The sequence below is a fragment of the Stenotrophomonas sp. YJH_SMC_25 genome (assembly GCF_059369595.1).
In genome coordinates this window covers 42,560-69,282 of record NZ_JCAFSV010000009.1, presented here as the reverse complement: position 1 = coordinate 69,282, position 26,723 = coordinate 42,560, and the positions used below count along the sequence as shown (strand labels likewise).

Here is a 26,723-nt window from a genome sequence, read left to right as displayed (position 1 = left end):
TCCACGGCGTACAGGGTAAGGCCTGCAGGCGGTGGCGCATAGCCGGTGGCAGGGGCGGGAAGGGCGAGGTTCATGGCATGGAAGCAGCTACGGACAGCACGAAAAACGTACGGGCGCACGATTCGGGGTTTACGGGCTTCCATTGCCCCCCGGGTGGCGCGCTATGCTCGGCGGCTCAGGGGAGGCGACGCACAGACGGCGCCAAGAGATTGTCATTTGTCCACGCATGCTGAATCGGCGGAAGAGCCACTACACGAGGCCGTGTTGAGCACGGCGCTGGTGCGCGCGTTGCATGCGCTTTTGCCGGAAACGGCCGTGGTCCGCGTTGGCTGGGACGACCCGCAGCTGGGGAGTGGCCGAGGGGGCTGGCCCTTGCCTGCGATTGACAGCGCTGCGTCCGTGGAGCCCGCCACCGGCGATGGCCAGCACGGCTGGGAGTATGACGGTGCGCGGCTGCTGCTGTCGGTTGCGGGCGCGGTGCCTTCACCCGCGTGGTGGGGGCTGGCCCGGCAGGCGATGGAGCTGGCGCTGCAGCGCGGCCGCCAGGCCGGCCAGATCAAGGCGCTGGAAGAGGCCGAACGGCTGCAGCAGGCCCTGTTCCAGATTGCAGATCTGGCCGGTGCCGACCTGGAAATGCCCGAGATGCTGCGCCACGTGCATGGTGTGCTGGGCACGCTGATGTATGCCGAAAACTGCTACATCGTGGAATACGACGATGTGCGCGACCAGATCCGCTTCCTGTACTTCGCCGATCAGGTCGATGACTTCGTCGCCGATCCCACGCAGAGCCATGACGCCAGCGAGATGCCGCGCAGCCTGACCGTGGCGCTGTTGCGCCATGGCAAGCCGCTCAGTGGTCCCTCGCGCAGACTGCTGGCGCAGGTGATGGAACAGGAGCACGACCCGCAGCGTGGGCCCGAAAGCCTGGACTGGCTGGGCGTGCCGATGCTGCGCGACGGCCGCGTCTGCGGCGCCATCGTGGTTCAGAGCTATGAACAGGCAGCCCGCTATGGCGAGGCCGAGCGCGCATTGCTGGGCTTCGTTGCGCAGCACGTACAGACCGCGATGGACCGGCGCCAGGCGCAGGTGCGGCTGGAGCAGCAGGTGGCGCGGCGCACCCAGGAACTGCAGCGCGCCAACCGCAGCCTGCAGGATGAGGTGGCAGAGCGTCGCCGTGCCGAACAGTTGCAGACCGCGCTGTACAACATCGCCGAGATGGCGATGTCTGCCGACAGCCTGGACCAGTTCTATGGTCAGGTGCATGGGGTGGTCGGACGCCTGCTCGACGCACGCAATTTCTACATCGCCCTGGTCAACCCGGCCGGCAACGGCCTGGACTTCGTGTATTCGGTGGACGAGCACAATGCCAGCCGCGCGCCACGGCCGTTCAGCCGGGGCTTGACCGAATACGTGGTGCGCAACCGGCGCCCGCTGCTGGCGTCACGCGCGCAGATCGATGCGCTGCTGGCCAGTGGTGAAGTGCGCGAGTCCGGCGCGCGCTCGCATTGCTGGCTGGGCGTGCCGTTGCTGCGCGACGATGAGGTGGTGGGTGCGATCGTGGTGCAGAGCTACAGCGAGAACAGCACGTTCAGCGTGCACGATCAGCGGCTGCTGACCTTCGTTGCGCAGAACATCGGAACCGGGCTTGCGCGCCAGCGCGACCAGCAGCGGCTGCGTTCGGCACATGCCGAGCTGGAAAAGCGCGTTGAGGAACGCACCCGCGAACTGGCCGAGGTCAACGAAAAGCTGCTTGGGCAGATCGGTGAGCGCCTGCGTGCCGAGCAGCGCCTGACCCACCAGGCCATGCACGATGCGCTGACAGGCCTGCCCAACCGCCTGCACCTGCTGGATCGCCTGCAGGATTCACTGTCGCTGGCCAAGCGCGAGGGCGGACCGGTGTTCGCCGTGCTGTTCCTCGATCTGGACCGCTTCAAGCTGGTCAACGACAGCATCGGCCATGCCGCCGGCGACCGCATGCTGGTGGAAGTGGCCAAGCGCATCGTGTCGATGGCAGGTGCCGAAGATGTGGTGGCCCGGCTTGGCGGTGATGAGTTCGCTGTGCTGCTGCAGTGCCCGCAGGGCCTGGCGCAGGCACTGGATTTCGGCCAGCGGCTGCTGCTGGCGTTGCAGGAATCGATGTGGATCGCCGGGCGCGAACTGTTTCCGTCCGGCAGCCTGGGCATTGCCCTGTGGAATCCGCGCTACCGCACCGGAGAAGAGCTGCTGCGCGATGCGGATGCGGCCATGTACCGGGCCAAGGCGCAGGGCCATGACCGCTGTGCGATCTTCGACGAGGACATGCGCGAAGAAGCCATGCGCAGCCTGGACCTGGAAGCCGACCTGCGCCGTGCGATCAACAACCGCGATTTCGTGCCGTTCTATCAGCCGATCGTGCGCTTGTCCGACGGCGAAGTGGTCGGTCACGAGGCGCTGCTGCGCTGGCAGCATGAGCGCCGTGGCCTGCTGCTGCCCGGCGCGTTCCTGGAGCTGGGTGAAGAGAGCGGCCTGATCGAACAGGTGGACTGGCTGATCTACGAGCAGGTCATCGCGGGGCTGGCACGGGGAGGCGAAGGCTACGTCTCGGTGAACGTATCGCCCCGGCATTTCCGCTCGGCAGAGTTAAGTGATCGCCTGTTCGGCCTGCTCGACAGCTGTGGTGCCGATCCGCGCCGGCTGCGCCTGGAAATCACCGAGGTGGCGTTGCTGGACGACGGCCCGCACACGCTGCGTATCCTGCAGGGCCTGCGCGAGCGCGGCATCCAGGTGCAGCTGGACGATTTCGGTACCGGGTTCTCCGCGCTGTCCTACCTCCACCGTTTCCCGATCAGCACGCTGAAGATCGACCAGAGCTTCATCGCCGGCCTGCACGGTCCGGAAGTGCAGAGTACGCGGGCGCTGGTGGAAGGCGTGCTGTCGCTGGCGCGCACGCTGGGCATTGAGACCATTGGCGAAGGCATCGAGACCGACGCGCAGCGGCAGACCCTGCGTGAACTGGGCTGCGACTACGGCCAGGGCTACCTGCTGGGGCGGCCCGCGCCGTGGGCGCACGCGGCGGCCTGAGCCACCGCGTGCAGCTGCATCATCGCAGGGCGGCGCGGCGCTTCTCGTCGATCCACTTCGAGGCCTGGGCCGGCTGGTAGTTCTTCATCCACTCCAGCATCTCTTCGATGTCCGAGCCGTACCACAGGTCCTGGCGCTGGTCCGGATGCAGGAAGCGTTCTTCCACCATGCGATCGATCATGCCGATCAGCGGGGCGTAGAAGCCGTCCACATCGAGGAATGCGCATGGCTTGTTGCCGATGCCCAGCTGGCGCCAGGTCAGCATCTCGAAGATCTCTTCCATGGTGCCGAAGCCGCCGGGCAGGGCGACGAAACCGTCGGCAAGATCGAACATGCGCGACTTGCGCTCATGCATCGAACCGACGATCTCCAGTTCGGTCAGGCCACGGTGCGCCACTTCCCAGTCGGCCAGCTGGCGCGGGATCACGCCGGTCACCTCGCCGCCAGCGGCGAGCACGGCATTGGCCACGGTTCCCATCAGGCCGACGTTGCCGCCGCCATACACCAGGCGCAGGCCGTCGCGGGCGATGCGGTCACCCAGGGCAATGGCGCGTTCGGTGTAGGCCGGCTTGCTGCCAGCGTTGGAACCACAGTACACACAGATCGATTTCATGGATCTTCCTGTCTCTTGGCCGGAAACGAAAACGCCCCGTCGCCAACCGCAGGGCGGTCGGGGACGGGGTGTCCTTGGATTATGAGCCCTTCTGTAGAGCCGAGCCATGCTCGGCTGATCTTCGTTCAGATCGCGGCAAAGGCCGAGTCGAGCACGGCTCGACTCTACAAACGCCAAGCAGGCTTACGCGGCAGCGGCCTGCTCGCGGCGCGGGCCTTCACGCAGGGCGCGGCCGACCATGCCCACCAGCAGGTCCAGCTCCTCGCTGTCCATGCCGAAGTGCGGGGTGAAGCGCAGCGAGTTCTCGCCGCCGTGGATCACGTTGATGCCGTGCTGGCGCAGCCATTCCTCGGTCGAGTTGGCACCGTAGCACTTGAACTGCGGGGCCAGCTCGCAGGAGAACAGCAGACCGGTGCCCTGCACCTTGGTGATCAGCCCGCCCAGCTCGTTCTTCAGCTGTTCCAGCCTGCGCACGGCCTCGGCACCGCGTTCGGCGATGTTGGCGCGCACCTGCGGGGTCAGCTGGGCCAAGGTGGCGCAGGCCACGTCCAGCGCACGCGGGTTGCTGGTCATGGTATTGCCATAGATGCCCTTGCGGTACAGCTGCGCGGCATGCTCGGTCACCGCCAGCACCGACAGCGGGTACTGCGCGGCGTTGAGGGCCTTGGAATAGGTCTCCATGTCCGGCGGGTCGAGGCCTTCGAAGCCCGGGTAATCGACCACCGACAGCACGCCATGCGCGCGCAGGCCGGCCTGGATCGAGTCGAGCAGCAGCAGGCTGCCGTGGGCACGGGTCAGTTCGCGGGCCACGGCATAGAACGACGGCGGCACCGAACGGCCCGGATCGCCTTCGCCCATCACCGGCTCCAGGAACACCGCCTCGATGAACCACTGGTTGCGCGCGGCGTCCTCGAACACCTTGCGCAGGCCGGCTTCGTCGTACGGCGCCACGGTGATCACCGAGTCCTCACCGCGGTAGCTGGCCAGGTGCTGCATGTAGCTCTTGCGGCTGGAATCGGAATACAGGGCAGGGCGGTCGGTACGGCCATGGAAGCTGCCCTTGACCACCACGCGCTTGATCGCAGCGCCAGCGTGGCGCGCACCCGGGTCGGTCTGCAGCTTGGCGTTGACATCGGCGATGCGGGCGGCCAGGCCGACCGCTTCGGAACCGGAATTCAGGCACATGAAACGGGCGAACGGGCAGCCGCCACGGCGGTGGCCGATCTCGGCGCGCAGGGCGGTGATGAAGCGCTGCTGCGACAGGCTGGGGGTCATGATGTTGGCCATCACCTGCGGGCGGGCCATCGCCTCCAGCACGGCGTCCGGGGTGTGCCCGAAGCCGAGCATGCCGTAGCCGCCGGCGTCGTACAGCACGGCGCCCTTCAGGGTGACCACCCACGGGCCGCGCGCAGCCAGTGCCACGTACGGGGTCACCGCGTCATCGGCATAGAAATTGACGAAACCGTCCTGCATCGCGTCGATCTGCGCCTGTTCGTCCTGCGCCAGCAGCGGCCCCAGGTCGGCCTGCACGCGCGCGAATTCCTCGGCAGCGGCGTCCACCGCGGCGATCAGCTGCGGGTGGTTGGCGGACAGGGCGGTCAGGGTGGCATCGTCCAGCCCGGTGGTGAGACGGGTGCCGGGCTGGCTGCGCAGGGGGGCGAGGCGTTCGATGAAGCTCATTGCAGATCTCCTGAAACAATGGGTCGCACGGGTCTTCAAAAGCAAAACGCGCGTCATCACGCGCGCTTGGGGGCAGGCTCGTGCAGCGGACTTCCGGCTCGATGCTAGCACTTGTTTTTTTGCGCGATAACCCCGCAGAAACCTGCTGCATAGCAGCATTTTCCGCGACGTTCGCCGCGAAGCACGCCGGCTCGCAGACGCTGGACGTACAATGCGCGCCATTGTCGACCTGTTGCCGCCCACTGCCTTGAAGAAGTCCGATTTCCATTACGACCTGCCGGCTGAACTGATCGCGCAGGCCCCGCTGGCCGAACGTTCCGCAAGCCGCCTGCTGCTGGTACCGCCGGCGCCCGATGCCTTCACCGACCTGCAGGTGCGCGACCTGCCGTCGCTGCTGCAGCTGGGCGACCTGCTGGTGTTCAACGACACCCGGGTGATCCCGGCGCGCCTGTTCGGGCAGAAGGCCAGCGGTGGCCGCGTGGAGATACTGATCGAGCGCCTGCTGGGCGGCCAGCAGGCACGTGCCCAGGTGGGCGCCAGCAAGTCACCGAAGGCCGGCAGCCGCATCGCGCTGGATGCCGGCGGTGAAGCAGAGGTGCTGGGCCGCGATGGCGAGTTCTACGTACTGCAGTTCCATGTGCCGGAATCGCTGGAACAGTGGCTGCTGCACGCCGGCCGCCTGCCGCTGCCGCCGTACATCCAGCGCGAGCCGGGCGTGGACGACCGCGAGCGCTATCAGACTGTGTTCGCGCGCGAAGTGGGGGCGGTGGCGGCGCCAACCGCCGGCCTGCATTTCGACGAACCGCTGCTGGCCGCACTGAAGGACAAGGGCGTGGAGTTCGGGCACGTCACCCTGCACGTGGGTGCAGGCACCTTCCAGCCGGTGCGTGCCGATGACCTGAAGGACCACGTGATGCACCGCGAGTGGCTGAACGTGGGTGCCGAGCTGGTGCAGCAGGTGCGGCGCACGCGCGCCGCCGGCGGCCGCGTGATCGGCGTCGGCACCACCGTGGTGCGCGCGCTGGAAAGCGCGATGCGCGACGGCGAGCTGCTGCCGTTTGCCGGCGAAACGCAGATCTTCATCACCCCGGGTTACCGCATCCGCAGCGTCGACGCGATGGTGACCAACTTCCACCTGCCGGAAAGCACGCTGCTGATGATGATCTCCGCGTTCGCCGGCAAGGAGCGCGTGTTCGAGGCCTACCAGCACGCGATCGAGCAGCGCTACCGCTTCTTCAGCTACGGCGACGCGATGCTGCTGTTCCCGCAGGCGGGGTAGGGCGCTGACCTCTGCCTGCTTGTGGTGGGTGCGCACCGTTGGTGCGCACTTGCAGGTGCCTGGAGACCAGGAAAGCCACGCATGGCGTGGCTCTACTGCCGTGCCGTTCAGGCCTGAATGGGCGGTCGAGCCGGTTTTGGGAGACAATGAGCAACTATTTGCCCGAATGACCGCTCCATGTCCCGACTGCAGTTCCAGCTCCAGACCCGCGACGGCCGTGCCCGCCGTGGCCGCCTGACCTTCCCGCGTGGCACGGTGGAAACGCCGGCCTTCATGCCGGTGGGGACCTATGGCTCGGTCAAGGGCATCCTGCCGGACCAGGTGCGTGCGCTGGGCGCCGAGATCATCCTCGGCAATACCTTCCACCTGTACCTGCGCCCGGGCCTGGACATCATTGCCGACCACGGCGGCCTGCACGGCTTCTGCCGCTGGGATGGCCCGATCCTGACCGACTCCGGTGGCTTCCAGGTGTTCTCGCTGGCCCACCGCCGCAAGATCACCGAGCAGGGCGTGACCTTTGCCTCGCCCACCGACGGCGCCCGTGTGTTCCTGGGCCCGGAAGAGAGCATGAAGATCCAGAAGGTGCTCGATTCGGACGTGGTGATGATCTTCGACGAGTGCACCCCGTACCCGGCCACCGAGGATGTGGCGCGCCGGTCGATGGAGCTGAGCCTGCGCTGGGCCCAGCGCAGCCGCAACGCGCATGACGAGCTGGGCAATGACGCGGCCCTGTTCGGCATCGTCCAGGGCGGCGTGCACACCGACCTGCGCAGCCGCTCGGCCGAGGCCCTGCAGGCGATCGGCTTCGACGGCTATGCCATCGGCGGCCTGGCTGTGGGCGAGCCGGAGCACGAGCGCAACGCCATGCTCGACCACCTGGACCCGGAGCTGCCAAGCGACCGTCCGCGCTACCTGATGGGTGTGGGCCGGCCGGAGGACCTGGTCGAGGGTGTCGCACGTGGCGTGGACATGTTCGACTGCGTGATGCCCACCCGTAACGCCCGCAACGGCCACTATTTCACCTCGTTCGGCACCGTTCGCATCCGAAATTCCCAGTACGCGCGGGACATGGACCCGATCGAGCCGGGCTGCGGCTGCGTGGCCTGCACCGGCGGTTACACGCGTTCCTACCTGCGCCACCTGGACCGCTGCAACGAGATGCTGGCGCCGATGCTCGGTACCCTGCACAACCTGTTCTATTACGAAAAGCTGATGGCCGACATCCGCGCGGCCATCGAGGCGGGAACCTTCCTGGCCTTCCGCGAGTCTTTCTACGCGGCACGCGGGGCGGTGGCCCCGCCCCTGTAACCCGAACGCCCCTGCCAAACGGCCCAAGGACGAACGCCCGGGGCCGTGGCATACTTCAAGGCTGACCCAGATCCGCGGTCGACACCTCGTGCCCGTGAAAGGGCCGAAGCGCCGCCCAACCAAAGGACCAACGATGAACCTGCTTGCTTTCCTGATTCCCGCCGCCCACGCCCAGGCCGCCGGCGGCCAACCGCAGGGCATGGGCCTGACCACGCTGCTGTTCCCGGTCATCCTGATCGCCATCATGTACTTCCTGATGATCCGCCCGCAGATGAAGCGGCAGAAGGAGCACAAGGCCATGCTGGAGAAGATCAAGCGTGGCGATGAAGTGCTGACCAACGGCGGCATCGCCGGCATCGTCACCGACATCGGCGACAACTTCATCACCATTGAAGTGGCTGACAACGTGCGCATCCGCGTGCAGAAGGGCGCTGTCGGCAACGTGCTGCCGGCCGGTACCCTGAAGTCGGCCCAGTAAGCCACTCCCTTTCCGATGCACAACCGCGGCGCCGGGGATGGCGCCGCGCGGGACCCAAGCAATGCTCGAATTTCCACGCTGGAAGTACGTCGTCATCCTGATCGTACTGGCGCTCAGCGCGCTGTACGCGCTGCCCAACATCTACCAGAAGGACCCGGCCCTCCAGATCACCGCCAACCGTGGCGGGCAGATCGACGATGCGCTGCGCGACCGTGTGCTGGCCGACCTGAAGACGGCCGGTGTCACCCCCGTCGGTGTCGAGAAGGAAGGGGAAAGCCTGATTGTCCGCCTGCCGGACCTGAAGGCGCAGTCCGCTGCCAGCGACGCCCTGCGCGACACCGTCGGCGAAAAGTACACCGTGGCCCTGAACCTGGCCTCGACCGTGCCGGACTGGCTGGCCAACCTCGGCGGTCGCCCGATGGTGCTGGGCCTGGACCTGCAGGGTGGTGTGCACTTCGTGCTGCAGGTCGACCAGAAGGCCGCCCTCGACAAGCGCCTGGACGCCTACACCGAAGACGTGCGCAGCACCCTGCGTGACGCGCGCATCGCGTACCAGTCGGTGGAGCGTCGCGCGGACAACAGCATCGTGGCCAACCTGAGCCCGTCCGCCGGTGATGACGCCGCACAGCGTGCCCGTGCGGCGCTGGTGAAGGCGCAGCCGACGCTCGGCTACGACGTCAGCGGCAACCGAATCACGGTGACCGTGCCGGAGACCGAGATCGCGCAGATCGCCAATGGCGCCATCGAGCAGAACATCAACACCCTGCGCAACCGCGTGAACCAGCTCGGCGTGGCCGAGCCGATCATCCAGCGCCAGGGTGCCGACCGCGTGGTCGTGCAGCTGCCCGGCGTGCAGGACACTGCCGAAGCCAAGCGCATGATCGGCGCCACCGCCACCCTGGAATACCGCGCGGTGGTCGAGGGCAATGCCCAGGACGCCATCGACTCCGGCCGCATTCCGCCGGAAGCGAAGGTCTATCAGCGCCGTGACGGCGGCGGTCCGATCCTGCTGAACAAGCGCGTGATCGTCACCGGCGACCAGATGGTCGGCGCGCAGGCGGTGACCGACTCCACCAGCGGTGCCCCGGCGGTCAGCGTGACGCTGAACAACGTCGGCGGCCAGCGCATGTTCGACTTCACCAGCGCCAACGTGAACAAGCCGATGGCGGTGGTGTATACCGAACGCGTGCCGACCGTGACCCTGGTTGACGGCCAGGAAGTGCGTGGCTTCAAGGTCAACGAGGAAGTGATCTCGGTGGCCAACATCAACGGCGTGTTCGGCAAGAACTTCCAGACCACCGGCCTGCAGAAGAAGGAAGCCGACGACCTGGCCAAGCTGCTGAAGTCCGGCTCGCTGGCCGCGCCGATGGACTTCGTCGAAGAGCGTGTGGTCGGCCCGAGCCTCGGCGCCGAGAACGTCAAGAACGGCATGCGCGCAGTGGTGTTCGCGTTCCTGTTCACCCTGGTGTTCTTCAGCGTCTACTACCGCATGTTCGGTGTGATCACCTCGATCGCGATGCTGTTCAACCTGCTGATCGTGGTGGCGGTGATGTCGCTGTTTGGCGCGACCATGACCCTGCCGGGCTTCGCCGGCCTGGCGTTGTCGGTCGGCCTGTCGGTGGACGCCAACGTGCTGATCAACGAGCGTATCCGTGAAGAGCTGCGTGCCGGCGTGCCGGGCAAGACCGCGATCGTGACCGGTTACGAGCGTGCCTCGGGCACCATCCTCGACGCCAACCTGACCGGCCTGATCGTCGGTGTGGCGCTGTTCGCATTCGGTACCGGTCCGCTGAAGGGCTTCGCACTGACCATGATCATCGGTATTTTCGCCTCCATGTTCACCGCGATCACCGTGTCGCGTGCGCTGGCGACGCTGATCTACGGCCGTCGCAAGAAGCTCCAGAACGTGGCCATCTGACGGGACGACACGCACAATGAAACTGTTTCCGCTGCACATCCTCCCGAACGACACCAAGATCGACTTCATGCGCTGGCGCCATGTCGCCATGGCAGTCACCATCGTGGTGTTCCTGGCCTCGGTCGCCATCATCGGCATCAAGGGCTTCAACTACGCGCTGGACTTCACCGGCGGCACCCTGATCGAAGCCCGCTTCGACAAGCCGGTGGACGTCGAGCAGGTCCGCAACAAGCTCGAGCAGAGTGGCTTCGAAGGCGCCCAGGTCCAGAGCGTCGGTGGCAACACCGACCTGCTGATCCGCCTGGCCCCGCACGGTGAGCATGCGCCGGGTACCGGTGACGCCGCCGCCGAGGACAAGGCCACCGCTGCCGCCGTGGTGAAGGCGCTGTCTTCTGCCGACAACCAGGCCACCGTGCTGCGCAACGAGTTCGTCGGCCCGCAGATCGGCAAGGATCTGGCGATGAATGGCCTGTACGCCACCATCTTCATGCTGGCCGGCTTCCTGATCTACATCGCAGTGCGCTTCGAGTGGAAGTTCGCGGTCACCGCCAGCATCGTGGCGATGTTCGACCTGATCGTGACGGTCGCTTACGTGTCCCTGCTGGGTCGTGAGTTCGACCTGACCGTGCTGGCCGGCCTGCTGTCGGTGATGGGCTTTGCGATCAACGACATCATCGTGGTCTTCGACCGCGTCCGCGAGAACTTCCGCAGCCTGCGCGTGGACTCGATGGAAGTGCTGAACCGTTCGATCAACCAGACGCTGTCGCGTACGGTGATCACCGCGGTGATGTTCTTCCTGTCGGCGCTGGCGCTGTACATGTACGGCGGCAGCTCGATGGAAGGCCTGGCCGAGACGCACATGATCGGTGCGGTGATCGTGGTGCTGTCCTCGATCCTGGTGGCGGTGCCGATGCTGACGATCGGTTTCCTGCGCGTCAGCAAGCAGGACCTGCTGCCGAAGGCGAAGGACGTCGAGGCCCTGGCCCGTCGCCCGTAAGCGTTCGCGCTGCACGCAATGCACAGAGAACCCCGCGCAAGCGGGGTTTTTTGTTGGCAGGGCTTGCAGCCCTGCACCTGCAGAGGCAACAGCAACAGCAACAGCGGGCATTCCGTGGATTGGTGGGGCGGTGTCGGAGTGCGGGGGCGCCGCAAGTACGTCCCTGTAGGCTTGGCAGCCGCATCCATGCGGCTGACACCCCGCACTCCGACACCGCCCCACCTTTGACAGATTCCTGCGGCTGTCGGTAGGTGTCGACCTTGGTCGACACATCTGTCAGATATCGAATGAATTCAACCGTGTCGACCAAGGTCGACACCTACCAAGGCCGCACGCCGTTCCAACAGATCGCGGAAGTCTGTCGAAGGCGGGGTGGGTCCGGTTGAGGGGGCGTGAGCCGCATGGATGCGGCGACCGAGCTTACATGGACGTACTTGCAGCGTCCCCCTCAACCGGACCCACCCCGCCCACCCCCAGGAACCCAGCTTTTGACGTTGCTGTTGAGGTTGCCGGCCAGCGGCCGGCACTACCGCAGGTGCAGGGTGCAACCCTGCAAAAGAAACACCACCCTACGCCAGCGTCGGTTGTGCATTCGGCCCCCGCGCACTACGATCCTGCGGTTCGCGCGCGCAGGCGCGCGCCCGTATTCCTGCTGAGCGCCCCGTGCGCCGCATCTGCCAACCCGAGGTATCCATGGTCATCAAACCGCGCGTCCGCGGCTTCATCTGCGTCACCACCCACCCGACCGGCTGCGAGGCCGCGGTCAAGCAGCAGATCGACTACATCCGCGCGCGTCCGCCGATCCAGAACGGCCCCAAGCGCGTGCTGGTGATCGGCGCCTCCACCGGCTACGGCCTGGCTGCGCGCATCGCCGCTGCCTTCGGCAGCGGCGCCGCGACCCTGGGCATCTTCTTCGAGCGCCCGGGCAGCGAGAGCAAGCCGGGTACTGCGGGCTGGTACAACTCGGCTGCGTTCCACAAGTACGCCGACGAAGCCGGCCTGTACGCCAAGAGCATCAACGGCGATGGCTTCTCCGATGAAGTGAAGGCGAAGACCATCGAAATGATCAAGGCCGATCTCGGCCAGGTCGACCAGGTCGTCTACAGCCTGGCGGCGCCGCGTCGCAAGCACCCCAAGACCGGTGAAGTCATCAGCTCTACGCTGAAGCCGATCGGCGAGCCGATCACCCTGCGCGGCCTGGATACCGACAAGGAAGTAATCACGGAAACCACCCTGCAGCCGGCTACCCCGGAAGAGATCGCTGGCACCGTCGCGGTGATGGGTGGCGAAGACTGGCAGATGTGGATCGACGCGCTGGCCGACGCCGGCGTGCTGGCCAACGGCTGCACCACCACGGCCTTCACCTACGTGGGCGAAGAGATCACCCAGGCGATTTACTGGAACGGCTCGATCGGCGCCGCCAAGAAGGACCTGGACACCAAGGTGCTGGGCCTGCGCGAGAAGCTGGCGAAAATCGGCGGCGACGCGCGCGTGTCGGTGCTGAAGGCCGTGGTCACCCAGGCCAGCTCGGCCATTCCGACCATGCCGCTCTACCTGTCGCTGCTGTTCAAGGTGATGAAGGAAAAGGGCACCCACGAAGGCTGCATCGAGCAGCTGGACGTGCTGTACGACATCCTCTACGGCGGCAAGGCCGACGGCGTGGCGATCGATCGCCTGCGCCACGATCTGGTCGATGGCGATGGCCATACCGTCGCGCTGGTCGACGAGGAAGGCCGCCTGCGTGCCGACTACAAGGAAATGGCGGCAGACGTGCAGGGCAAGGTGGTCGCGCTGTGGCCGCAGGTCACCAATGAGAACCTGTACGAGATCAGCGACCTGGCCGGCTACAAGGCCGACTTCCTGCGCCTGTTCGGTTTTGGCGTGGAGGGTGTCGACTACGAGGCCGACGTCAATCCGGACGTGAAGATCGATAATCTGGTCGACATGACCTGACCAATGAAAAGGCCGGCGAAAGCCGGCCTTCGCTTTTGGTGGGGCCGGCCGCTGGCCGGCAACCCTGGGTACCAAAGGCTGCCGGCCAGCGGCCGGCACTACCCCGGTCACCCGAACTCGAACCCCATCTCCGGCAGCGCCGGGCCGACGAAGTCGCCCTGCACGTAATCCACGCCGGCACTGAACAGCAGGGTCATCGAATTGGCGTCGCTGACGAACTCGGCGATGGTGCGGATGCCGGCCTCCTGCGCGCGTGCGGTGATCTGGCTGATGCGGTCGATGTTCTCGCGGGTGGCCGCCAGATCGCTGGTGAAACCGCGGTCCAGCTTGAGGAACTGCGGCTGGAAGTGGGCGAGCAGCTGGAACGAGTCCAATCCCGAACCGAACTGCTCCAGCCCGATGCGGCAGCCCAGTGGCGCCACTTCGGCAAGGAACTGCTGCGCACTGCGCAGGTGGGTGAACACCTTCGCTTCTGGCGCATGCAGCCACAGCCGTTCGCCGGGCACGCCCTGCGCCTGCAGCTCGCGCCGCAGGGTGGCGATCATCTCTGGGTCGTCGAACGATTCCGGCGTTACCTTCACCAGAACCTGGGTGGCATGGCCCTGGCGTGCGCGCTGACCCAGTACGGCGATGGCCTGCGAAACCACCCAGCGGTTGATCTCCGCCAGCAGGCCGTACTCCTCGGCGATGCCCAGGAACGCGGTCGGGCTCAGCAGTTCGCCGTTGTGCTCCAGGCGCAGGTAGGCCTCGTACAGCTCCAGCGGCTCGCCCTGCAGGTTCAGCACCGGCTGGTAGTGCAGCTGGAAGCCGTCGCCGGCCAGTGCTTCACGGATACGGGTGACCCAGCGCAGCACGCGTTCTTCCTCGACGCGGTCGGCCGCAGCCGGGTCGAAGATGCGGCAGGTATTGCCCAGTTCGGCGGCGGCATGCGTGCACTCGCTGGCGCGTGCGAGCACCTGGCCGATGCTGGCGATCTTCTCGCCCACCTGCACGCCACCGATGCTGACCGTCACCGTGGCCGAGCGCGCGCCGATGCTGAACACATGCGCTGCATACGCTTCGCGGATGCGCTCGGCCAGTGCCACGGTCTGCGCGTAGGGCCCGGCCTGCAGCACGGCGAAATTGTGTTCGCCGAAGCGGGCCAGCTGCGCGTCCTCGCCAACGACCTCGGCCAGCAGGCCGGCAAGGGCGCCGATCAGCGCGTCGGCCGAGGCCAGGCCGATGTCCGGCAGCAGGCGCGCGTAGTGGTCCGGCTCGATCAGCAGCAGGCCGAACTGGCCTTCGCTGCGCCCGGCCTGTGCCACTGCGCTTTCCAGCTGCAGCATGAAGGTCGGGCGGTTGAGCAGGCCCGTGACCTGATCGCGCTGGCGCAGGTCCTCGACCTCGCGGGCCAGCTCCGGATCGAACTCCATGCGGCGGCGAAGCACCACCTGCAGGCAGGATTCGCCTTCGTAGGTGGCGGCGGTGAATTCCATGGTTGCCGCGAACGTACTGCCATCCTCGTGGCGGGCATCGAGCTGGTACTGCGGCGGCGGCGCCTCGCCACGGCTCAGGCCCTTCAGCAGCTGCTTGAAGCCTTCCACATGCTGCGCGGCGACCATGTCCAGCAGCGAGATGCCTTCGATGTCGTCGAACTGCTCGTAGCCGAACATTTCCAGGTAGGCATCGTTGGCACGGATGTGCATGCCTTCGTGCACGTAGGCGATGGGATCGCGCGAAGAGGCGATCAGCGCATCGCAGCGGCGCTCGGTCTCGCGCATCTGCGCTTCGATGCGGCGCAGGCCGCGACGGGCCTGCAGGTCCACCCATTGGTCGCGGACCACGGCCAACAGATGCTCGGAGCGCTGGCGCAGGGCGAGGGCACGGATGCCGTGGCTGCTGGCCTGCACCAGCTCGTCCTCGTCGATGCGATCGGCCAGCAGCACCAGCGGAATGTCCTTGCCGCTGGCGGCGATGTGCTGGGCCACCAGCGGCAGCGGGATGCCTTGCGAGGGGGACGCCAGCACCAGGTCGATGGCCTGGCTGGACAGCACCTGGGACAGCTCGGCCGCATCCTGCGGACGCCAAGGGCGCACCGCGATGCCGCTGTTGCGCAGCGTGCTGACGATGGCTTCGGCATTCTCGCCGCTGTCATCGACGATCAGCAGGCGGATGGTGATGTCGTTCGCGTTCTGCATGCACTGCTCCCCAATCTGCGAATCTAGATACACGATGCGCGGCGAACCGTCCATGCGCGCGCCCCTTGCACGCATCGAACGGCGATCTGGTTCACACCACGCCACCGGCCGCGTGGCCGCTGGCCCAGGCCCACTGGAAGTTGTAGCCGCCCAGCCAGCCGGTCACATCCAGCACCTCGCCGACGAAATGCAGGCCGGGTACGCGCTTGGATTCCATTGTCGAGGACGACACCTCAGCGGTATCCACGCCGCCCAGGGTGACTTCGGCGGTGCGATAGCCCTCGGTGCCGCTGGCCACCAGCGGGAACGCGCCCAGCAGCTGCGCGGCCTGGCGCAGCACCGGCTCGTCCAGCTGGCGCACAGGCCGGTCGGGCAGCCAGTGCTCGCACAGGCGCTGCGCCAGCCGCTTCGGCAGTACCTCGGCCAGCACCGTGCGCAGCTCGGCGGCCGGGCGCTCGCGCTTCATCTGGCGCAGCCACTCGCCGGCATCCTGGCCGGGCAGCAGGTCCAGCTCCAGCGCATCGCCGGGTTGCCAGAACGAGGAGATCTGCAGGATCGCCGGGCCGCTCACGCCGCGATGGGTCAGCAGCATGAAGTTCTGGAAGCTCTTGCCGTTGCAGCGCGCCTCGATCGGCAGGGCGACACCACTCAGATCAGCCAGCCGTTCCTGGTGCTTGCCGCTGAGCGTCAGCGGCACCAGCCCGGCGCGGGTCGGCAGCACCTGATGGCCGAACTGGCGGGCAATCTCGTAGCCAAAGCCGGTGGCGCCCATGCTCGGAATCGACAGGCCGCCGGTGGCAACCACCAGCGAGGCGCAGTGGAACAGGCCCTGCGTGGTGTGCACGCGGAACCCGTCGCTGCCGTGCTCGATGCGCTGCACGCTGCATTCGGTGCGGATCTGGGCACCGGCCGCCTGGCATTCGTCCACCAGCATCTTCACGATCTGCTTGGACGAGATGTCGCAGAACAGCTGGCCCAGCTCCTTTTCGTGATAGGCGATGCCGTGCTTGCTGACCAGCTCGATGAAGTGCCAGGGCGTGTAGCGCGCCAGCGCCGATTTGCAGAAGTGCGGGTTGGCCGACAGGAAGTTGGCCGGGGTGGTGCCGGTGTTGGTGAAGTTGCAGCGGCCACCGCCGGACATCAGGATCTTCTTGCCGACCTTGTTGGCATGGTCGATCACCTGCACCTGGCGGCCGCGCTGGCCAGCCGTGATCGCGGTCATCAGCCCGGCCGCGCCGGCGCCGATGACCACCACGTCGCAACGGATCGTGCTCATGCCTTGGCGCGCTTGCGCCAGTTCGGGACCACGTCGAGCTGCATCTGATCGTTGAGCAGCTGCACTTCACCGTCCTGGATCAGCACGCTCCAGCGCATCGCGCGCTGGATCTGCTGGCCCCACAGTTCGACGAAGGCACCATCGAGGTCAACCACCGACAGGTTGTCGAAGCGCGCCAGGCCCTTGCCCTGCTTGCCCCACCAGATTTCCGAGGCGTTGCCGCCGTAATTGACCACCTGCACCTGTCGACTGCGGTTGCTGGCCTTGCGGATGCGGGATTCGTCGGGATGGCCCAGGTCGATCCATTGCAGGATGTCGCCGGTGTAGTCGTGTTCCCACAGGTCCGGCTCATCGTCGGTACTGAGGCCGCGGCCGAATTCCAGGCGGTCGCCGGCGTTCAGCGCGAAGGCGAGCAGGCGCACCATCAATCGTTCGTCGGTCTCGGACGGATGCTGGGCCAGGGTCAGGTTGTGGGTCGCGTAGTAGCCGCGATCCATGTCGCTGATCTGCAGTTCGGCCTTGCGGATGGTGGCGGTAAGAGCCATGGGGGATCCGTGGACTAAAGACGTCAATGATAGAGGTTTGCTCCAAGGGTGTCCGTTGCCGGGCTGTCTGCGCAGCGTCAACGGTGGCACTCTTGGCGCTCTTTCCCGTGGCCGGAATGGACGCCATGACCCTGCCCAGCCACCTGCAGCTGCCCCCCGGCCACTGGCCCAGCCTGCTCGATGGCCTGTGCGCGCGTTTCCCGCGCATCGGTCGCGCGCAATGGCAGGACCGCTTCGCCCGAGGCCGTGTGCAGGATGCGCAGGGCAGGGCACTGGCGCCGGACATGCCCTGGCAGGTGGGGCTGGAAATCCAGTACTTCCGCGAGGTTGCCGACGAGCCGGTGATTCCCTTCGCCGAGACCATCCTGCATCTGGATGCGCACCTGCTGGTGGCCGACAAGCCGCACTTCCTGCCGGTAACGCCGGCCGGTGGGTATGTGCGCGAAACCCTGCTGTCGCGCCTGGTCGCACGCACCGGCAACACCGAACTGGCGCCGTTGCACCGCTTGGATCGGCTGACCGCCGGCCTGGTGCTGTTCTCGACCCAGGCGGCCACGCGCGATGCCTATCAGCGGCTGTTCCGCGAGCGGCGCATCGAGAAGACCTATGAGGCGCTGGCACCGGCGCTGCCCGGGCTGGCGTTTCCGTTGCAGCGGGACAGCCGTCTGGTGCCGGGGGAGCCGTTCTTCCGCATGGCCGAAGTGCCGGGCGAGCCCAATGCGCGCAGCCTGATCGAGCCGATCGAGGCCGAAGGGCCGATCTGGCGCTACCGGCTGAAGCCGGAAACCGGTCGCAAGCACCAGCTGCGCGTGCATATGGCCGCGCTGGGCGCACCGATCGAGGGCGACGACCTTTACCCGCAGCTGCAGTCGCGGCCGGAGGGCAGCGCCGAGCCTGCACTGCAGCTGCTGGCACAGGTGCTGGCCTTCGATGATCCGCTGACCGGGGAACCGCGGCGGTTCAGCAGCCAGCGCCGCCTGTGCCGAATGGAGCAGGGCGGCTAGCGCGGGTCAGCGGGCCGGGCGCCGCGCCAGCCATCGGTCCAGCTCGGCGGCGAACAGCTGCCGGTCGCGCTGGCCCAGCGGCGGCGGGCCGCCGGTCTGGACCCCGGCGCCGCGCAGTTCTTCCATGAAGTTGCGCATCGACAGCCGCTCGGCCATGTTGTTCGGCGTGTACAGCTGGCCGCGCGGGTTCAGCGCCACGGCCTTCTTCTCCAGCACCAGCGCGGCCAGCGGGATGTCCTGGGTGACGACCAGGTCTCCGGCAGCGACCCGTTCGACGATGGCGCTGTCGGCCACGTCCAGGCCCTGGGGCACCTGGATCGAACGCAGCCAGCGTGAGGGCGGGGTCCGGATCCACTGGTTGGCGACCAGGGTCAGCTCGATGCCAACGCGTTCAGCGGCACGGAACAGGATGTCGCGAATGACGGTGGGGCAGGCGTCCGCGTCCACCCAGATGCGGGGGAGGGCGGGTTCAGCTTGGGTTTCAGCTTCAGTCATTTACCCAGTGTAGGGTAGGAAAATCCTGAATGGGGACTCGGGGTTAGCCTCGATCGGCTGCCAGCCCTTGTCACGTCTAGCGGGCGGGGCCAGCCGATGAACGTCCGGGCTATCGCTTTTTGCAGAAAACACGCGTATCGTTCGTCCCACTGTGTTTGCTAGGGTCACCGTGAATCGTGGCCTGGTGCAGTTGATCTCACGATCCGCTCATCGATCCGCTTTACCAACGCCTGCAACTCAGTCTCGGCCCCGATACCCGGTGGCTGCGATTTTTTCAACATGTGTTTCAGGAGTTAGTCAAATGTCTGATCGTCAGACCGGCACCGTCAAGTGGTTCAACGACGCCAAGGGCTTCGGCTTCATCACCCCGGAAAGCGGCCCGGACCTGTTTGTGCACTTCCGTGCCATCCAGGGCACCGGCTTCAAGACCCTGCAGGAAGGCCAGAAGGTTACCTTCATCGCCGTCCAGGGCCAGAAGGGTATGCAGGCTGACCAGGTGCAGGCGGTCTAATCCGTCTGCTACCGTTTGGTAGCCAGAACGCCGGAAGCGAAAGCTTCCGGCGTTTTTTATTGCCTGCTGCTTTGTCGAGTCGAGATTGCTCGACTGTCTCTGGAAAGCAGTCGAGCACGCTCGACTCTACAAAGGGCATGCAGCTGGCGCGGTACGATGCAGGCCTCCCCAAGGATCATCCCCATGCGCATCGTCCACCACCTGGAAAACTCCCGTTCCCTGCGTGTGCTGTGGATGCTGGAGGAGCTGGGGCTGGACTACGAACTGCGCCGTTATCCCCGCGATCCGAAGACGCTGCTGGCACCGCCCGAACTGCGTAACGTGCATCCGCTGGGCAAGTCGCCGGTGCTGCAGGATGGCGAGCTGGTACTGGCCGAGTCCGGTGCCATCCTCGACTACCTCGCGGATCGCTATGACACCCAACGCCAGCTGTCGCCGTCACCGATGCCGGCCGATGGCGCCGAGCGCATTGCCTACCGCTATTGGCTGCACTACGCCGAAGGCTCGGCGATGCCGCCGCTGCTGCTGACCCTGGTGATGGGCCGCATCCGCAACGCGCCGATGCCGTTCTTCGCCCGCCCGATTGCGCGCAGCATCGCCGACAAGGCCGAGCGTGGCTTCATCGGCCCGCAGCGACGACTGCACCTGGACTGGATGGAGCGCCGCCTGTCTGAAAGCCCATGGTTCGCCGGCGAACGCTTCAGTGCGGCCGACATCCAGATGAGCTTCCCGATCCAGGCGGCCGCCGCGCGCGGCGGTGGCCTCGACGACAAGCCGGCGCTGCGTGGCTTCCTCAAGCGTATCGGCGAGCGCCCGGCCTACCAGCGTGCAGAGGCCCACGGCGGTCATCTGCAGGCGCTCAGCGGCAATTGAGGCGGGCGGCGGTCGTCCCCATCTTCAGCACCATGGATACCGACAGCCCCCGTTTCGACAACCGACTGCTGCACACCCTGCCGGGCGACCCCGAATCCGGCCCGCGCCGCCGCGAAGTGCTGGGCGCGGCCTGGTCGCCGGTGATGCCGACTCCAGTGACGGCGCCTACGCTGCTGGCTTGGGCGCCGGACGTCGCCGCGATGCTCGGCTTCGATACCGCTGAAGTCGAAAGCGAAGGCTTCGCGCGGGTGTTCGGCGGCAATGCGCTGTACGCCGGCATGAAGCCATGGGCAGCCAACTACGGTGGCCATCAGTTTGGCCACTGGGCGGGCCAGCTCGGCGACGGCCGCGCGATCTCGCTGGGCGAACTGGTCGCACCCGATGGCCGTCATTGGGAACTGCAGCTGAAGGGTGCTGGTCCCACGCCGTATTCGCGGGGTGCTGATGGCCGCGCAGTGCTGCGCTCATCCATCCGTGAATTCCTGTGCAGCGAAGCGATGCATCACCTGGGCGTACCGACCACGCGCGCGCTGTCGCTGGTCGGCACCGGCGAAGACGTGGTACGCGACATGTTCTACGACGGCCACCCGCGTGCCGAGCCCGGCGCCATCGTGTGCCGGGTATCGCCCTCGTTCCTGCGCTTTGGTTCCTTCGAACTGCCAGCGTCACGCGGCGAAACTGCCTTGTTGCGGCAGCTGGTCGACGCGTGCATCGCCCGCGACTTTCCGGAGCTTGAAGGGCAGGGGGAGGCGCTGTACGGCGACTGGTTCGCGCAGATCGCGGTGCGCACTGCCGAGATGATCGCGCACTGGATGCGCGTCGGTTTCGTGCATGGCGTGATGAACACCGACAACCTGTCCGTGCTCGGCCTCACGCTCGACTACGGTCCTTATGGCTGGGTCGAGGACTTCGACCCGGACTGGACACCGAACACCACCGATGCCCAGGGGCGTCGCTACCGCTTCGGTACACAGCCGCAGGTGGCGTACTGGAACCTGAGCCGATTGGCACAGGCGTTGTCACCGTTGTTCGCCGATGTCGAACCGTTGCAGGCAGGATTGGCCGCGTACCAGTCCACCTTCGTCGCCTGCACCCGTCGCGATGCCGCAGCGAAACTCGGCCTGGCTGCGGCGGATGATGAAGACCTGCAGTTCTACCTGCGCTGGCAGCAGTTGATGCAGGACGGCGCAATGGACATGACCCTGGCCTGGCGCGCGCTGATGCGCGTTGATCCAGCGTCGCCCGATGTGGGTGTGCTGGACGCGGTGTACTACGACGAGGCACGCCAGCAGTCGGTGCAGGCACCGTTGCAGCAGTGGCTGCAGGATTACGCGGCGCGGCTGCGCGTGGATCCGCTGTCGGCCAGCGAGCGCACGGCGAAGATGGCCGCGGCCAATCCGCTGTACGTGCTGCGCAACTGGCTGGCGCAGGAGGCCATCGATCGCGCCGAACAGGGCGACCTCGGCGGTGTTCATGCGTTACAGGATGTGCTGCGCGATCCGTATACCGAGCGCGCCGGCCTGGAGCACTATGCCGGCAAGCGGCCGGCGTGGGCCGACAACCGCGCCGGCTGCTCGATGTTGTCCTGCAGTTCCTGAGGGTGGGTTTCGGCAGGGCTGCGCCCTGCACCCGCAGAGGCCAGGTCAACAGCCAGAGCAAAAGCTGGATTCCGTGGTTTGGCGGGGCGGTGTCGGAGTGCGGGGACGCCGCAAGTACGTCCGTGTAGGCTTGGCAGCCGCTTGCTCGTGTGCGCTTTCCTGCGCACACGGCAAGACCGGGGTTGGGCGTCCTGCCCAACCCGCCCGAGGCATGCCTCGGGCCCATGCGGCTGACACCCCGCACTCCGACACCGCCCCGCCTCCGACAGATTCCCGTTGCTGTGGGTAGGTGTCGACCTTGGTCGACACGGTCGATCCACGCCATGCGTGGATGCTTTTTGTTCAATTCTCGAAATATTCGATTTCGATGAAGATTCATCCACGCATGGCGTGGATCTACGACAGGTCGCAGGAAACTGTCGAAGGCGGGGTGGGTCCGGTTGCGGGGGCGTGAGCCGCATGGATGCGGCGACCGAGCTTACATGGACGTACTTGCAGCGGCCCCCGCCACCGGACCCACCCCGCCATCCCACAGGAAACCCGCTTCTGCCGTTGCCGTTGCCGTTGCTTGAAGCCTCTGCAGGTGCCGGGCGCAGCCCGGCCCGAACACCCCTCAACAGGCAGGCGGCGCCCGGAACAGGTACCCTATGCCGCCATCAGATAGCCAATGTGACATGACCGACGCCCTCGTCGCTCCGCAGTGGGCCTCCCGACTGCGCGACATCGCCGACTTCCCCAAGCCCGGCATCCTCTTCAAGGACATCATGCCGCTGCTCGCCCATAGAGAGGACTTCCGCGGTGCCATCACCGCGATGGCCGACCGTTGGCGCGACCAGAAGCTGGACGCGGTGATCGGTATCGAATCGCGTGGCTTCATCCTCGGCGCCGCGATGGCGCTGGAACTGGGCGTGGGCTTCGTGCCGGTGCGCAAGCCGGGCAAGCTGCCGGGCCAGGTGCTGCGCGAGGAATACACGCTGGAATACCGCAGTGACTGCATCGAAGTGCACGCCGATGCGCTGCCGGCCGGGGCCCGCGTGGCGATCATCGACGACGTGCTGGCCACCGGCGGCACGCTGGTCGCTGCGCTGTCGCTGGTGCGCCGCCTGGGCGTTGACGTGGTCGGTGCCGGCGTACTGGTCGAACTGGACGGCCTGGGTGGTCGCGCCCGCTGGGAATCGGATCTGCCGCTGCACACCGAACTGGTGTTCTGATCGAAGGGCAGGTGCCAACCAAGGTTGGCATCTACCAGAGCGAATGGCCGGGAACCGGTAGTTGCCAACCTTGGTTGGCAGCGCTTTTCGCGATTGACGCCACGGATGGGCCAACCAAGGTTGGCCACTACCAGGTCAGATCATTGCCAACCGTGGTTGGCAACGCTGCTTCAATCACATCATCCGCACGCGGAAACGACGGCCCTTGATCTTGCCGGCTTCCAGCTTGGCCACGGCCTTGTTGGCCTGCTCACGGGCGATCGCCACGTAGGAGCGGGTCGGGAAGATCGCGATCTTGCCGATGAACTTGCTCGACAGGCCGGCATCACCGGTCAGCGCACCGAGGATGTCGCCTGGGCGCAGCTTGTCGGTCTTGCCACCGTCAATCCGCAGCGTGCGCATCGCGGCCTGCGGCAGTTCGGCCGGGCGCGAGGTTGCCAGCGGCGTCTTCTGCCAGTCCAGCGGCTGCCCCATCTGCGCTTCGATGGCTTCGGCGCGGGTCTTCTCGCGGCCGGCCACCAGGCTGATCGCCAGGCCACTGGCACCGGCACGGCCGGTACGGCCGACGCGGTGCTGGTAGCTTTCCACGTCGGTCGGAAGCTCGTAATTGATCACTGCCGCCAGATCTTCCACGTCCAGGCCACGTGCGGCCACGTCGCTGGCCACCAGCACGTTGCAGCTGCGGTTGGCCAGCAGCAACAGCACTTCCTCGCGGTCGCGCTGTTCCATGTCGCCATGCAGGGCCAGCGCGGAGAAGCCGAACTGCTGCAGCGAGTTGGCAACTTCGTCCACGTCCTTGCGGGTGTTGCAGAACACCACCGCCGATTCCGGGGTGTACTTCAGCAGCAGGCCGGCCAGCGCTTTCTGGCGGTGCGCCGGTTCCACCTCGCAGAACAGGTGGCGGATCGCCGGTGCCTGGTCGGCGCCTTCCACCGTTACTTCCACCGCGTCGCGCAGCAGGTCACGCGCCATGGCGCGGATGCTGTCGGGGAAGGTGGCCGAGAACAGCAGGCTCTGGCGGTCCTTGTGGGTGCGGCCGGCGATCTCGCGGATCGGCTCCTCGAAGCCCATGTCGAGCATGCGGTCGGCCTCGTCCAGCACCAGCGTGCGCACCGCGCCAAGATTCAGCGCGCGCTTGCGTGCCAGCTCCTGCACGCGGCCGGGGGTGCCGACCACAACGTGTGGGTCATGGCCTTCCAGCGAGGCCAGCTGCGGGCCCAGCGGCACGCCGCCGACCAGCAGCAACAGCTTCAGGTTGGGGATGCCGGTGGCCAGCTTGCGGATCTGCTTGCCGACCTGGTCGGCCAGTTCGCGGGTCGGGCACAGCACCAGCGCCTGCACGCGGATCATGCTGGGGTCGATGGCCTGCAGCAGGCCCAGGCCGAAGGCGGCGGTCTTGCCGCTGCCGGTCGGCGCCTGTGCGATCACATCGCGGCCATCCAGGATGGCCGGCAGGCTCTGCGCCTGCACGGGGGTAAGGTTGGTGTAGCCGAGGGCATCCAGGCCGGGCTGCAGGGCCGGGCTCAGTGGCAGGGTCGAGAAGTCAGTCATGGCGCATTGTACCCGTCCGCGCGGCAGGTCCCTGCCACAGGGCCTTCATCCATGTGGGTGCCGACCTTGGTCGGCACGCTCTTCCTCAGCCCAGCAACGCCAGCACGCCCTGATGAATCGCCAGGCCACCGAACAGCAGCCAGGCGAACAGGATCAGCGCCAGCAGCAGCGGCTTCAGGCCCGCCTGGCGCAGCGCCGAGACGTGGGTGGTCAGGCCCAGCGCGGCCATCGCCATCGCCAGCAGTACGGTATCCAGCTGTACCAGCCCCGCCTGCAGGCCGGCCGGCAGCAGATGCAGCGAATTGAAACCGGCCACTGCCACGAAACCGAACGCGAACCACGGCACCACGATGCGCGCCGTGTTGCCGTCGGTGCTGGCCTTGCCGCCACGCGCCAGCCACAGCGACAGCGCGATCAGGAACGGCGCCAGCAGCATCACCCGCACCATCTTGGTGATCACCGCGGTATCGGCGGCGGCTTCGTTCACCGCACGGCCGGCGGCCACTACCTGCGCCACTTCATGCACCGTCGCACCGGTGAACAGGCCGTACTGCCGTGCGTCCATTGCCAGCCAGCCGTGTGACTGAACCAGTGCATACAACGCCGGATACAGGAACATCGCCAGCGTGCCGAACACCACCACCGTAGAGACCGCCACCGTGACCTGCGCCGCACGGCCACGCACCACCGGTTCGGCGGCCATTACGGCCGCTGCGCCGCAGATTGCGCTGCCGGCGCCGATCAGCATCGCCGCCTCGCGTTCCATCTTGAACACGCGCACTCCCACCCAGCAGGCCAGGCCGAAGGTGCTGGCAACCACCAGCACGTCCATCAGCACGCCAGTGACGCCGACATGGCCGATGTCCTGGAAGGTCAGGCGCAACCCGTACAGCACGATGCCGGCGCGCAGCAGCCAGTGCTTGGAAAAGCCGACACCGGCCGCGCTGCCCGGTGCCAGCCGCGGGTAGAAGGTGTTGCCGACCACGATGCCGGCGACGATCGCCACGGTCAGCGCGCTCAAGCCGTGCGCCTGGAGCCACGGCAGCTCGGCCAGATACAGCGACGCCGCCGCGATCAGGCCCACCAGCAGCAGGCCGGGCAGACGCGGCTGCCAGCGTTGGCGCAGGGCGGGCAGGGACCAGGAGGAGAGGGCGGGGGCATTCATGGCAGGAGCAGGGCTGGAGTGATGGGGCAAGCGTGCGCCCGGAACGATGACCTGTAAAACGAATAATATGGGTGAAACCTACCCATCAAAAAGGTAAGTGCCATGCGCCTGACCTTGCGCCAACTGCAGGTCTTCGTCGCCATCGCCGACTATGGCAGCACCACCGCTGCCGGCCAGGCCATTGCGCTCTCGCAGTCGGCCAGCAGCGCCGCACTGCAGGAGCTGGAGGCGCACTTCGGCACCCCGCTGTTCGACCGCATCGGCCGCCGCCTGGCGCTGAACGGGCACGGCCGCGCACTGCTGGAGCCGGCGCGCACCTTGCTGGTCAACGCCGCCGACCTGGAGCGTCAGCTGGCCGCCGGCGGCGACCCGTCGCAGGGGGCACCGCTGCGGCTGGTGCTGGCCGCCAGTACCACCATCGGCAATTACCTGCTGCCGCCACGCATCGCCGAACTGCTGCGCCAGGCGCCACAGGCTGAGGTTGATCTACGCATCGACAACAGTGCCGGCGTGGTCGCCGCCGTGCAGCGCCTGGACGTCGACGCTGGCCTGATCGAAGGCCCGTGCCACGGGCGCGGCCTGCAGGTGACCGCCTGGCAGCAGGACCCGCTGGTGATCGTGGCTGCCGCCGATGCCCCCGCGCGCTGGACGCTGGATGAACTTCGCGGCGCACGCTGGCTGCTGCGCGAGCCCGGCTCCGGCACCCGCGAAGCTGTCGAACAGGCGCTGCTGCCGCACCTGCGTGGCTTCGCCCAGACCCTGCAGCTGGGCAACACCGAAGCAATCAAGCAGGCCGCCATCGCCGGCCTCGGCCTGGCCTGTCTTTCGCGTCACGCGCTGGAAGAGCCATTGGCCCTGGGCCGCCTGCGCGTGCTCGAAACCCCGCTGCCGGCCCTGCAGCGCACGCTGTGGCTGGTGCGGCATCCCGGCAAGCAGTGGCTGCCGGGGTTGCAGGCGCTGCTGGGGGACGTGGAATAAGCCATCAGATCCCCAGTCGATTCCAACCATCCCGCCATCCCACAGGAAACCAG

Annotated in this window: 21 protein-coding genes; 13 read left to right on the top strand and 8 right to left on the bottom strand. The window is 66.8% G+C overall.

From position 1 onward, the window contains the following. Nucleotides 1–261: 261 nt before the first annotated feature. Nucleotides 262–3,060, top strand: a complete 2,799-nt coding sequence (locus AC5P7E_RS13560; RefSeq protein WP_231347584.1) for a bifunctional diguanylate cyclase/phosphodiesterase — start codon at nt 262–264, stop codon at nt 3,058–3,060. A gap of 19 nt (nt 3,061–3,079) precedes the next feature. Here the strand turns inward: AC5P7E_RS13560 and AC5P7E_RS13555 are convergent, their stop codons facing one another. Next, a complete protein-coding gene (locus AC5P7E_RS13555) occupies nt 3,080–3,673 on the bottom strand; it encodes an LOG family protein (RefSeq protein WP_005409253.1) in 594 nt (197 codons plus the stop codon). Between the two features lie 183 nt (nt 3,674–3,856). Continuing rightward, the gene (locus AC5P7E_RS13550) at nt 3,857–5,353 is read right to left on the bottom strand and encodes an aminotransferase class III-fold pyridoxal phosphate-dependent enzyme (RefSeq protein ID WP_099498317.1); all 1,497 of its coding nucleotides are present in this window, start codon (nt 5,351–5,353) and stop codon (nt 3,857–3,859) included. A gap of 211 nt (nt 5,354–5,564) precedes the next feature. Here AC5P7E_RS13550 and queA point away from each other — a divergent pair, with 211 nt between their 5' ends. From queA to fabV, 6 genes are all read left to right on the top strand, one after another. Continuing rightward, complete coding sequence (gene queA, locus AC5P7E_RS13545; protein ID WP_114618660.1) at nt 5,565–6,632, top strand: tRNA preQ1(34) S-adenosylmethionine ribosyltransferase-isomerase QueA; 1,068 nt, start codon at nt 5,565–5,567, stop codon at nt 6,630–6,632. A gap of 177 nt (nt 6,633–6,809) precedes the next feature. After that, nucleotides 6,810–7,940 (top strand): tRNA guanosine(34) transglycosylase Tgt, encoded by a 1,131-nt coding sequence (gene tgt, locus AC5P7E_RS13540; RefSeq protein ID WP_005409256.1) that lies wholly within the window; start codon nt 6,810–6,812, stop codon nt 7,938–7,940. 133 nt (nt 7,941–8,073) lie between these two features. Then, a complete protein-coding gene (gene yajC, locus AC5P7E_RS13535; protein WP_005409257.1) occupies nt 8,074–8,418 on the top strand; it encodes a preprotein translocase subunit YajC in 345 nt (114 codons plus the stop codon). A gap of 61 nt (nt 8,419–8,479) precedes the next feature. Next, nucleotides 8,480–10,336, top strand: a complete 1,857-nt coding sequence (gene secD / locus AC5P7E_RS13530) for a protein translocase subunit SecD (RefSeq protein ID WP_043035689.1) — start codon at nt 8,480–8,482, stop codon at nt 10,334–10,336. A 16-nt stretch (nt 10,337–10,352) separates the two neighbouring features. Continuing rightward, on the top strand, nt 10,353–11,333 hold the full coding sequence (gene secF / locus AC5P7E_RS13525; RefSeq protein ID WP_005409259.1) for a protein translocase subunit SecF: 981 nt from the start codon (nt 10,353–10,355) through the stop codon (nt 11,331–11,333). A gap of 693 nt (nt 11,334–12,026) precedes the next feature. Next, nucleotides 12,027–13,286: an enoyl-ACP reductase FabV gene (gene fabV / locus AC5P7E_RS13520; RefSeq protein WP_495222849.1), complete on the top strand. Its 1,260-nt coding sequence runs from the start codon at nt 12,027–12,029 to the stop codon at nt 13,284–13,286. Nucleotides 13,287–13,393: 107 nt separating this feature from the next. Here fabV and AC5P7E_RS13515 read toward each other — a convergent pair whose 3' ends face one another. The 3 genes from AC5P7E_RS13515 to AC5P7E_RS13505 all read right to left on the bottom strand — a co-directional run bounded on the left by AC5P7E_RS13515 (nt 13,394) and on the right by AC5P7E_RS13505 (nt 17,284). Continuing rightward, entirely contained in the window at nt 13,394–15,463 is a 2,070-nt protein-coding gene (locus AC5P7E_RS13515) for an EAL domain-containing response regulator (protein ID WP_005413024.1), read from the bottom strand. 91 nt (nt 15,464–15,554) lie between these two features. Next, nucleotides 15,555–16,739, bottom strand: a complete 1,185-nt coding sequence (locus tag AC5P7E_RS13510; RefSeq protein ID WP_005409262.1) for a BaiN/RdsA family NAD(P)/FAD-dependent oxidoreductase — start codon at nt 16,737–16,739, stop codon at nt 15,555–15,557. Then, on the bottom strand, nt 16,736–17,284 hold the full coding sequence (locus AC5P7E_RS13505; protein ID WP_005409263.1) for a YaeQ family protein: 549 nt from the start codon (nt 17,282–17,284) through the stop codon (nt 16,736–16,738). The genes AC5P7E_RS13510 and AC5P7E_RS13505 overlap by 4 nt, the downstream gene beginning before the upstream one ends. Before the next feature lie 125 nt (nt 17,285–17,409). Between AC5P7E_RS13505 and AC5P7E_RS13500 the strand changes: the two genes are divergently transcribed. Beyond that, nucleotides 17,410–18,288 carry a pseudouridine synthase gene (locus tag AC5P7E_RS13500; RefSeq protein ID WP_024958677.1) on the top strand — a complete coding sequence of 293 codons (879 nt, stop codon included), beginning with the start codon at nt 17,410–17,412 and terminating at the stop codon, nt 18,286–18,288. A gap of 6 nt (nt 18,289–18,294) precedes the next feature. Here AC5P7E_RS13500 and AC5P7E_RS13495 read toward each other — a convergent pair whose 3' ends face one another. Further along, nucleotides 18,295–18,783, bottom strand: a complete 489-nt coding sequence (locus tag AC5P7E_RS13495) for a YaiI/YqxD family protein (protein WP_024958678.1) — start codon at nt 18,781–18,783, stop codon at nt 18,295–18,297. Between the two features lie 301 nt (nt 18,784–19,084). Here AC5P7E_RS13495 and AC5P7E_RS13490 point away from each other — a divergent pair, with 301 nt between their 5' ends. The 4 genes from AC5P7E_RS13490 (at nt 19,085) to AC5P7E_RS13475 (ending at nt 22,976) form a co-directional block, all read left to right on the top strand. Further along, nucleotides 19,085–19,294 carry a cold-shock protein gene (locus AC5P7E_RS13490; protein ID WP_004153307.1) on the top strand — a complete coding sequence of 70 codons (210 nt, stop codon included), beginning with the start codon at nt 19,085–19,087 and terminating at the stop codon, nt 19,292–19,294. Between the two features lie 183 nt (nt 19,295–19,477). Further along, nucleotides 19,478–20,167, top strand: a complete 690-nt coding sequence (locus tag AC5P7E_RS13485; RefSeq protein ID WP_005409266.1) for a glutathione S-transferase family protein — start codon at nt 19,478–19,480, stop codon at nt 20,165–20,167. A 32-nt stretch (nt 20,168–20,199) separates the two neighbouring features. Beyond that, nucleotides 20,200–21,765, top strand: coding sequence for a protein adenylyltransferase SelO (locus AC5P7E_RS13480; protein WP_111174495.1), 1,566 nt, complete (start codon nt 20,200–20,202; stop codon nt 21,763–21,765). 674 nt (nt 21,766–22,439) lie between these two features. Further along, nucleotides 22,440–22,976 carry an adenine phosphoribosyltransferase gene (locus AC5P7E_RS13475; RefSeq protein ID WP_099523483.1) on the top strand — a complete coding sequence of 179 codons (537 nt, stop codon included), beginning with the start codon at nt 22,440–22,442 and terminating at the stop codon, nt 22,974–22,976. 174 nt (nt 22,977–23,150) lie between these two features. Here AC5P7E_RS13475 and dbpA read toward each other — a convergent pair whose 3' ends face one another. Together dbpA and AC5P7E_RS13465 are read right to left on the bottom strand one after the other, a co-directional pair. Further along, nucleotides 23,151–24,527 carry an ATP-dependent RNA helicase DbpA gene (gene dbpA / locus AC5P7E_RS13470; protein WP_114618662.1) on the bottom strand — a complete coding sequence of 459 codons (1,377 nt, stop codon included), beginning with the start codon at nt 24,525–24,527 and terminating at the stop codon, nt 23,151–23,153. A gap of 85 nt (nt 24,528–24,612) precedes the next feature. After that, the gene (locus AC5P7E_RS13465; RefSeq protein ID WP_111118121.1) at nt 24,613–25,692 is read right to left on the bottom strand and encodes a YeiH family protein; all 1,080 of its coding nucleotides are present in this window, start codon (nt 25,690–25,692) and stop codon (nt 24,613–24,615) included. Between the two features lie 102 nt (nt 25,693–25,794). Here AC5P7E_RS13465 and AC5P7E_RS13460 point away from each other — a divergent pair, with 102 nt between their 5' ends. Next, nucleotides 25,795–26,670, top strand: coding sequence for a LysR family transcriptional regulator (locus AC5P7E_RS13460; protein WP_111193755.1), 876 nt, complete (start codon nt 25,795–25,797; stop codon nt 26,668–26,670). The last annotated feature ends 53 nt before the right edge of the window (nt 26,671–26,723 follow it).